Annotated in this window: 6 protein-coding genes; 3 read left to right on the top strand and 3 right to left on the bottom strand. The window is 60.7% G+C overall.

Annotation, left to right across the window (positions count from 1 at the left end):
• The 3 genes from Q0J81_RS08900 to Q0J81_RS08890 all read right to left on the bottom strand — a co-directional run.
• On the bottom strand, positions 1–750 hold a 750-nt coding region (locus Q0J81_RS08900), incomplete at its 3' end, for a hypothetical protein (protein WP_294447280.1).
• Positions 708–1,073 carry a hypothetical protein gene (locus tag Q0J81_RS08895; protein WP_294447279.1) on the bottom strand — a complete coding sequence of 122 codons (366 nt, stop codon included), beginning with the start codon at positions 1,071–1,073 and terminating at the stop codon, positions 708–710. The genes Q0J81_RS08900 and Q0J81_RS08895, both read right to left, overlap by 43 nt.
• A gap of 662 nt (positions 1,074–1,735) precedes the next feature.
• The gene (locus Q0J81_RS08890) at positions 1,736–5,005 is read right to left on the bottom strand and encodes an autotransporter outer membrane beta-barrel domain-containing protein (protein WP_294447278.1); all 3,270 of its coding nucleotides are present in this window, start codon (positions 5,003–5,005) and stop codon (positions 1,736–1,738) included.
• Between the two features lie 619 nt (positions 5,006–5,624).
• Here Q0J81_RS08890 and hemW point away from each other — a divergent pair.
• The 3 genes from hemW (at position 5,625) to Q0J81_RS08875 (ending at position 8,945) form a co-directional block, all read left to right on the top strand.
• Entirely contained in the window at positions 5,625–6,776 is a 1,152-nt protein-coding gene (gene hemW, locus Q0J81_RS08885) for a radical SAM family heme chaperone HemW (protein ID WP_294447277.1), read from the top strand.
• The gene (gluQRS, locus tag Q0J81_RS08880; protein WP_294447276.1) at positions 6,773–7,792 is read left to right on the top strand and encodes a tRNA glutamyl-Q(34) synthetase GluQRS; all 1,020 of its coding nucleotides are present in this window, start codon (positions 6,773–6,775) and stop codon (positions 7,790–7,792) included. The genes hemW and gluQRS overlap by 4 nt, the downstream gene beginning before the upstream one ends.
• A 520-nt stretch (positions 7,793–8,312) precedes the next feature.
• Positions 8,313–8,945 carry an HAD family hydrolase gene (locus Q0J81_RS08875; protein WP_294447275.1) on the top strand — a complete coding sequence of 211 codons (633 nt, stop codon included), beginning with the start codon at positions 8,313–8,315 and terminating at the stop codon, positions 8,943–8,945.
• Positions 8,946–9,054: the final 109 nt, after the last annotated feature.

Raw genomic sequence — 9,054 nt, 5'->3', positions numbered from 1 at the left:
GCCGCCGACGGAGCTGGCTTCGTTGCTGCGGAATATGGATCCGTCGGAGACGGTCAGGGAAGTGCCGGTGCCGCCGTAGTTCAGAATGGCGCCGCCCTGGCTGGCCTTGTTGCCGGTGAAGGTGGCGCCTACGGTCATATTGCCCTGGTTGAAGATGGCGCCGCCCTGAGAGCTGGCCGTATTGCCGGTGAAGCTGGCATCACTCAGTTCCACCTGCCCCTTGTTCCATATGGCGCCGCCGCTTACGGCCGCATTGTTGTTGAACGCGACGTTGTCGATGGATGCCGATGCCGTTGAGGAATTTATCTTGATGGCACCGCCGTTTCCGGTAGTGCTCTGATTTGAGATGGCAGTATTTTTTAAAGTAATTTCATGAGTGCGACCGTCAGACCACGCAGTGCCGTCAGTCTCCATTTCAATTCTTCCGTTGATGGATGAGCCGTCAACGACAACGGAAACGTTTCCGTATCCGTTCTTGGGCCAGTCGTAGGCATCGAAGGCAAAGCCGTTCTTGGAAGCGTTGATGCCGGAACCATTGATGACCGTCGTCGTACCGTTGTTGTTGGAAAGCGTATAATCTGTCGTGCCTTCCCTGCCGTTCAATGTCACATTGTCCAGCGTGAGGTCGCAATATTTCTGAATAAGTATTTTTGCAGAGTCGGTGCCGGCAGTGATTGTTCCGTTCTTGATGGTGAGCTCTCCGCCTTTCAGGAGCTGGAAGCCGTTGGTTTCTGTTCCGGTAGAACCCACGGTAGGATTGACGACGGTGTATTCGTGTCCTCCCAGATCAATGGTAATGTCGTTTTTTTAGCGGTGTCTATTTTTACCCCGCTCCCCTGGAAATCCTGCAAGAGAACAATAGTGTCGCCGGACTGTGCGGCGTCGACGGCTGCCGCAAGGCTGTCATACTGATTGTTGCCGATTTGAGCGACGGCACCCATGGCCGCCCCTGCGGCTCCCATGACGAGCATGGACGCCACGGCAAGAGAGCCGAACGTGTTCATGAGATGGCATTTTTTCAGAACTGCCCGGTACCTGTTGATGAGATTGCCGATTGCCCCTTTGGTCAACATGTCAATAACCTCCATGATTGACTGTATCTTTTTATGCAGAAGACGGCTTTTTCAAGAATTTCTGCATGAAAAATTCTTAAAATGGACGTATTCTGTATGTATTTTAAGACAAAAGGAATAATGTCGAAAAATCATACTTTTTCGACATATTACTTTTACAAATTTGTCAATATCATTAAATTTTCTTTAATTCCAGAAAAATTTTACCTTTTTTAATCCTGTCGACATCTGTTTTAAAATCGTCGAAAAAGTATGATTTTCTGATATGTTATATATAAAAAGATACATGCATTATATATGGAAGAAAAAAGATTTTTTAATCGAAGATAAATTAAAAATTAAAGAAAAAATTTTTTATGCGATACTGTCAGTTTTATTTATATAGTTATGAGCGTCTGCATGAGGGTATGCTGCCGGGCGGGGAATTCGGGCGCGAAGACAAAAAAGCGCCGTCGCTCCAGAGAGGAGGACGGCGCTTTCAACATGGCGGATTATTTGATGATTGATGGTCTGATGGGCCGCGGGGCGAGAGGCGCGTCACGCACGGCGGCACGGCCCGCGCAGCGGCGTCTTGCAGGCGGGATACGGGGCGGAGCGGGAACGGCCTTCGCAGGGGCCGAAGGATCGGCTTCCCCCGGCGCGGTCAAAGCCTGCGGCCCGCGCTAGAACTTCCAGCGTATGCCCACGTTGACGCTCTGGTCGCTCTCGTGCTTCGAGGCCTGCACGCCGTAGTTGAGGCCGAGGGCAAAGCTGCCCTTTTCGGCCTGCACGCCGACGGTTCCCTCCCAGCTCATGGAATCCATGATGCGGGTGCTTACGCTGTCGGCAGCGTGCGTGCCCGCGTAGGAGACCTTCGTCGTGCTGCTTTTGTCCCCGGCGGCGGGAATGACCGACACGTCGAGCAGCGGCGTGACGTTCCAGCCGGAGACGTCCACGCTTTTGGAGAGGGTCACGCCCACGGGAAACTGCACGATGTCCTGCCTGTCGGAGGCCACGGCATTCACCGTGGCGTCGTTCGATCCCACCGTGTGGCTGTCGGTCGAGAGCGAGGCATAGCGCACGCCCGCGTGAGGCGTGATGTCCGCAACGCTCGTGGATATGCGGTACTCGCCGCGCAGGTCGGCCACGAACGCGCCGGTGTCCACGTCGGCGCGGAGCGGCCCCATCTGCATGGAGGAGGGCAGGTTCAGGGTCAGGTCGTGGGCGCCGACAAACCAGCCCGCCCCGGCCGTGACGTTCAGATTGCCCGGATTCCAGCCCGCGTACAGGTTCACCCCGCCGAAGCTGTAGGAATTGCCCGTGCTTGAGACTGTTCCGCGTGTTTCGGATCGGCCCCCGCCGCCGTTCACGGCAAGACCGGCGCGCACCGCGCCGCCGAGCACTTCGCCGACCTTCCTGTCCGCACCGAGGACGAGGCCGCCGTAGTTGCCGCGCACGGACGTGCCGGACACGCTCAGGCCGTGGCTGAACGTGTTGCCGTAGAGCGGCGCGGCCCACACGGTGACGCCGCTTTCGTCCATGGCGCTGCCCGCATCGGCAAAGCTCAGGGACAGATGACGGGCTGTCCGGGTCACGGCGGCGTCGGCAAGGCGCAGGGCGGTGTTCTGCACGCCTGCGGTCACGGCGGCGCGCGACACTTCGTTGACCACGGCCACGGCTGCGGCGTCGTCGGGCACATAGGTTTCGTCCATGGCCCGGCTCAGAAAGCGCAGACCGGCGGAAGGGGAGTCGATGTCGTTTTTGCCGCCGTCCATCATGGCGTTGAGGCCGCGGACGGGAATCACGCCGGGCAGGGTGCGCGCGGCGTCCTGCGCTTCGGTGTGTACGGTGATCGTGCCGCCGTCCGAGGATATTTCGGCTTCAATGAGGCGTCCGGCAAGAAGGCTGGCGCTCTTCCAGTAATCGCCGTCGGCCACGGAAAGGCCGGAGGTCACGGCATATGATTCCCCGGCCTGCGCGTTGGCAATGTAGAGCTTCGAGCCTTCGTCCACGACAAGGCTGCCGCTGCCCGTGAGCATGGGGCCGCTTTTGGCGGCATGGCCGTCCACCACGAGCAGAGAGTTTTTGCCGAACATGACCGAAGCTGGGCTTCTTGCGTTCGCGTCGCCCACGCGCAGGCTGCCGCCGCCGAGATTGAGCAGCTTGCCGAGGGCGAGCAGCGCTTCTTTGGGGGAGGCCGTCACGCCGCCCGAGTCGGGCAGGGCCACGGCGAGCGCCGCGCCCGTGTTCACCGCAAGGGAAGCATTCGCGCCTTTCTGGGTGTAGCCGCCGTCAAAGCGCGTCACGCCGCTTGCCACGGTGACGGCTCCGGCGTTGTGCACGTCGTTGGCCGCGCCTGCGGCCTGATTGCCGGAGAACACGTTGGTTCCGGCAAACACCACGCTGCCGCCCGCCGCATTGTGGAGGGCTCCGCCGGAGGCGGCGGCCCGGTTGCCCGCAAAGACGCCGTTCGTGATGGAAAGATGAGCGCCGTCGTTGTCTATCGCGCCGCCGCGGGAGCCCCCGGCGTTGACGGCGTTGTTGCTGAACTCGACATTTTGCAGCGTTACGGGAGCGTTGCCGCGCACGAAAAGCGCCGCACCGCCCGCGCCGCCGTTCTCCGTTACGAGGTTGTCCGAAAAGCGGGAATCTTTAATGATGAGGCTGCGCCCGTTCGAGAGGTCGGCGTGCACCACGCCGCCCGCGCCCGAGCTGAACTGATGACCGGCTGCCTTTGCGCCCGAAAGTTCCACGCGGTCCTTCTGCAGGACGGCGCGCGTCAGGGATGCCGTGCCGTCCGTGGCCGTGCCGCCGTTCAGGGTGACGGCATCGCCCGTGACGGACACAAGGGCCCTGTCCGGCGCGTTGCTGCCCCGGGTCAGGGTTACGTTGGCAAGCGCTGCGCTCGAAGTGGCGTCCACGGCGAGCGAACCGTCCAGCGCCACGGCGGAATTGTCGGTAAAGGCAACGTTGCTGTTGTTGCGTATGCTGCCCGAGAAGGAGCCTTTGACGTACAGGTTCTCCGCGCCCCTGGCCCCCATGCCGTCGATGACGAGGCGGTTGTTCGTGCCCTGCAGGCTGATGAGTCCCTCGACGCGGCTCCTGTCGCCTTTGAGGTGTATGGTGGCGCCGTCGGTGCCGGCTACGAGAATGGCCGTGCTCGCATCGTCGGCGGCTATCGTGCCGGTGCTGGTGAAATGTTTTTCGTTGTAGGAGGCGTCGTTTTTGTCGTTCGTGATGACGACGCCCGTGCCGCCGTTGGAAACGAGAATGGTGCCGTTGTTGGTCACTTCGCCGCGGGCCGCGTTTTCCTTGCGGTAGTAGATGCCCACGCCGCCGGTCTCTTCCACGGAAATGACGCCGTTGTTCACGATGGTCTTGGCGTCTGAGCCGGAATTGTCCGCCATGGCGCTGCCCTTGCGCACGGCGATGAGCCCTTCGTTGAAGGCCTTGCCGTCGGGGTTCACGCCCATGCCCTTGGTGGCGGAAGGCGTGGTGCCGTCCACATAGATGTAGCCGTGATTGGTCAGCGTGAAGGCCGTGCCGTACTGGCCGCCCATGGCTTCGGCATAGCCGCCTTTTTCCGAGGCCTTCACCCATACGGATCCGTGGTTTTCGGCAACGGGGTTGCTGGTGTCGGCATACACCAGCGCGGGAGTGTCGGCCCCGTTCGCCACGCCCCAGACGACGCCGGTCTGTTCCTTTTGGAGCGTATGGGTGACTTGCGCGGGAGGGCCGAGGTCCGGCACGCTGCCGGCCACGAAGTCGGGATGTTCGGGCACGTGGTCGGAGAACTGGCTTTCAAAGGCCGTGGCCGCCCCGGATGAGCCCGCGGCCAGCATGGCTGCCAGGGCAAGCGAGCCGAACACGTTCAGAAGACGGCATTTTTTCAGCACTGCGGCGTAGCGGTTGATGAGATTGCCGAGGGCGTTTCTGCTCAACATGATTGTCATGCCTCCATGAATGAGTTTTCCCTGTGCCGCGCTGCGCCCAACTTTCCGCAGGAGCAGGGGGAAGTCGCGGCGGGACTTTTGTTCCGAAAAACGACAGAACCGTGAAAATTCATGCTTTTCAGGTACCTGCGCCTTGTGAAAACAAGCGGATATCATGGGATTATATTAAAGACCAGAAAAAAATATGTTGTTTTAACAATTGGAAAGAAAATTTCATGCATTACAATAAAAAGAAAAGAAAAAACGCGGAAAAAATTTCGATATATGACCATGATTGTTTGCTGATGAACTTTTTTTGTGCACAACTGAACTTTTTTTTATCGCCGTTTTTTCTTCATAAAATAAAATTTACATGAGTTATGATTCCATAATGAATTTTTTATTATGCACTGTAAAAATGTTTTGAACGTTGCTGTGTAATTCATAAGTTCATGGTCATGCATTGTTGGAGCGCAGAGCAGACAACGGCAACGCATGGGACGGAGGCGCGGGACGTTTTCTTTTTTTGAGGGGACGCAGCCTGTCGGCAGGGCAGGGGAGAGCGGAGAAGGCGTAAAGAAGGAAGGCTTTTTTTGTTTCAGGGCTTGACGGGGGAGCCCGTTTTTTTCATGCTTGAATCATGCTGCTGTATGTTCATGTTCCGTTCTGTCGGCGCAAGTGCCGTTACTGTGCCTTTTATTCCGTGCCTGTCGATTCGGGAGACGCCTTGCGGCTGTGGGCCGACGCCGTGGAGGCGCAGCTGCGGCGTCGGGCGGAGGAGCTGGGGCATCCCGCCGTGGAAACCGTGTTTTTCGGCGGCGGAACGCCGAGCCTTGTGCCGCCTTCCGTCATGGGACGCCTGCTGGATACGGTGGCGGAATGTTTTGCTCTGGATGGCGGCGCGGAAATAAGCATGGAGGCCAATCCGGAATCCGTGGATGCCGACCGCGCGGCGGGCTTTCGCGCCGCCGGGGTGAACCGCATGTCGCTCGGGGTGCAGGCGCTCGACGATGCCCTCCTTGCCGCCGTGGGCCGCGTGCACGACAAAAAGGACGCGCTTTCCGCCTTCCGCGCGCTGCGCAGGGCGAAGTTCGACAACATAGGGCTCGACTTCATCTGGGCGCTGCCCGGCGAAACGCTCGAAAGCTGGAAGGCGCAGCTTGCCGAGGCCGCCGCCCTCGAGCCCGAACACTTTTCCTGCTACGGCCTTACCCTTGAGGAAGGAACCCCGCTTTATCAGGCCCGGCACACGCTTGTCCTGCCCGGAGAGAATGAGGCCGCCGCCATGTACGAGGAGGGCGGAGCCCTGCTGGAGAGCGCGGGCTATGCGCAGTATGAAATTTCCAATTTTTCCCGCCCGGGACGTCGGTGCCGTCACAACGAGGGCTACTGGCTGGGCAGAGAATATCTCGGCGTGGGCCCTTCGGCCGTGAGCTTCCTCTGCGGCAGACGCATAAGTCAGCCCGCTGATCTCAATACCTGGCTCGCTTCGGTGAAGGAAAACCGCGAGGCCGGAACCGTGGAGGAGCTCAGCTTTGGGGAACGCATGGAAGAGCTCGTCATGCTGCGCCTGCGCATGACCGACGGACTGGACACGGCGGAGTATCGCCGCGCCACGGGCCGCGACTTCGTGGCAGACAATCAGGGTCTCATTGAAGAGCTCAAATGGCGGGGCATGGCCCGTCTGGAAGGCGGACGCTTCGCCCTGACCCGCCGTGGAATGCTCGTGTCCAACGCCGTCATCGAACAGTGCTTTGAACGCATACCGCAACAACCGGAGACTACGGCATGATTCAGCATACTTCTTCCGGCGGAACCGTTACGGGCCGCTTCGCCCCGAGCCCTACCGGACTCATGCACCTCGGCAATGCCTGGTCGTTCTTTCTGGCCTGGCTCGGCGCCCGCGCCTCGGGCGGCCGCGTCATCCTGCGCCACGAAGACATAGACCCCGACCGCTCCCGCACCGAGTGGATGGACGCCATGGAACGCGATCTCTCCTGGCTCGGCCTCGACTGGGATGAAGGCTCCTCCCACGGCCTGCACGCGCCCTATCACCAGAGTATGTGCGGCCCCCTCTACGAACGCGCCCTCGATACCCTGAAGGCCAGAGGGCTCGTCTACCCCTGCTACTGCACCAGAAAGGAACTGCGCATCCTTGCCGGAGCGCCCCACGGCGCCTCGGACGGCCTCGGCGACGCCGGAGCCGCCTACCCCGGTACCTGCCGCCACCTTACCCCCGAACAGCGCGCACAGAAGGAGGCTGAAGGCCGACACCCCGCCCTGCGCCTGCTCTGTCCCGACGATGACGTGGAATCCTTCAACGACCTCGTCCTCGGCCCCCAGAACATCGCCCTCAAGGACTGCGGCGGCGACTTCGCCCTCCGACGCTCCGACGGCGTGTGGGCCTACCAGCTCGCCGTGGTCGTGGACGATATCCGCATGGGCGTTACCCAGATAGTCCGCGGCGAAGACATCCTCCTCTCCACCCCGCGGCAGCTTCTGCTCTACAGACTCCTTGACGCCATCCCCCCCACCTACGCCCATGTCCCCCTGCTCTGCGACGAAAACGGCGAACGCCTCGCCAAACGACACCACAGCCTCAGCATCGCCGCCCTCAGGGAAAAAGGCTGCTCCCCCACGTCCATCATAGGCTTCTTCGCCAGACTCGCAGGCCTCCAGCCCGATGCCTCCCCCGTCTCCCCCTCCAGACTCGCCGACAGCATCATGCGCGAAGGCCCCTTCCCCTGGCACGCCCTCCCCAAAGGCCCCCTCATCATCCCCCATGACGCCTCTGACGCCTGGCTGTAAAACGCAGGAAACGCAGGAAAGGCAGGAAAGGCAGGAGAGGCAGAGCAGGGGCGCCGCCCCTGACCCCGCCGGGGGACTCCCCCGGGCCCCCGAAAGGCATGCGGGGGAAATAATTCCCCCCGCACCCCCCTGTTTCTTTCAGCTTTTTAACAACGCTCGGGAAACTCAGAAGCCGGGCCCTGAACGGAAAGGGCAGGGGGGATGGCCAAAGGCCGGAAGGCTCGGCGGACGCGTTTCGGGCTGCGCAGTCAGTGCAGGCGTGCGCGGCTGCGCCCGCCTGCGGCTGCCGACCGATGTTCCCGCGAAGCGGTCACATCGGTGTGGTTGGAAGGATTTCCAGATTTGAGGGAGAGTGTCTGTCCGAAGCTCTGGGGAACCCGTCGCTGACACCGGACAGTCATTTTTAACTTTTTGCGGGCCCGTTGTTTTCCGCTCAGCGTTTTTCAACGCTCTGGGGAATGCGGGCCTCTGATTGCAGTCTTTCGGCGGCTGTGTTACCCGGGCAGAAAAAGGAGCAGGCATGGAACTTTCGGCAGTGCTTTTTGACCGTGACGGAACGCTTATTGTGGATAAGCACTATCTGGGCGACCCTGAGGGTGTGGAGCTCATACCCGGTACGGGAGAGGCTCTCGGCGCGCTTCATTCGTGGGGCGTGAAGACGTTTGTGGTGAGCAATCAGTCGGGCATAGGGCGGGGGTATTTTCCCGAGTCCGGCTGGCACGCCTGCGAAAAAAGGCTCGGCGAGCTGCTTGCGCCGTTCGGCGCGGCGGTGGATGACGAACGCTTCTGTCCGCACGGCCCCGAGGAAGGCTGCCGCTGCCGCAAGCCGGATACGGGAATGTGGGAGAGCCTGAAGACGGCGCACAATCTTGACGCCTCGCGCTGCGCCATGGTGGGCGACAAGGTGGAGGATCTCTTATTCGGGGCGAACGCCGGACTTGCCGTGGCCGTGCTGGTACTTTCAGGCAAGGGCGAAAAAAGCGCGGAAAAGCTCGGTCTCGACGCGGAAGAGGTGCGCAGGCAGGGCTTTCTTGCCGTATCGTGCCCTCTGCCCGGAAAAACGCAGAGCGGAACCCGCCTTTTTGCGGCGACAAACGTCCGCACCGCCGTGGAAGGCCTGCTTGCCATTGCTCTTTTTCCTTCCGAGGCCTGAGTGCCGCAACAGGCCGTCTGCCCCTGACACGCTGTACGGTCGCGGGAGTCGCACGAAATCCGCTGCGCTTGACGGCGGAAGTGATTTCGCCTGCTTGCGGTCGTTGGCC

The organism is uncultured Mailhella sp. (genome assembly GCF_944324575.1).
Lineage (GTDB): Bacteria > Desulfobacterota > Desulfovibrionia > Desulfovibrionales > Desulfovibrionaceae > Mailhella.
Note: the sequence above shows the minus strand (reverse complement) of the source record. Positions and strands in the feature narration are given on the sequence as shown.

Coding starts and splice junctions, on each gene's coding strand:
- hemW (WP_294447277.1), top strand. CDS start 5,625: ATGCTGCTGTATGTTCATGTTCCGTTCTGTCGGCGCAAGTGCCGTTAC.
- Q0J81_RS08875 (WP_294447275.1), top strand. CDS start 8,313: ATGGAACTTTCGGCAGTGCTTTTTGACCGTGACGGAACGCTTATTGTG.
- gluQRS (WP_294447276.1), top strand. CDS start 6,773: ATGATTCAGCATACTTCTTCCGGCGGAACCGTTACGGGCCGCTTCGCC.
- Q0J81_RS08895 (WP_294447279.1), bottom strand. CDS start 1,073: ATGTTGACCAAAGGGGCAATCGGCAATCTCATCAACAGGTACCGGGCA.
- Q0J81_RS08890 (WP_294447278.1), bottom strand. CDS start 5,005: ATGACAATCATGTTGAGCAGAAACGCCCTCGGCAATCTCATCAACCGC.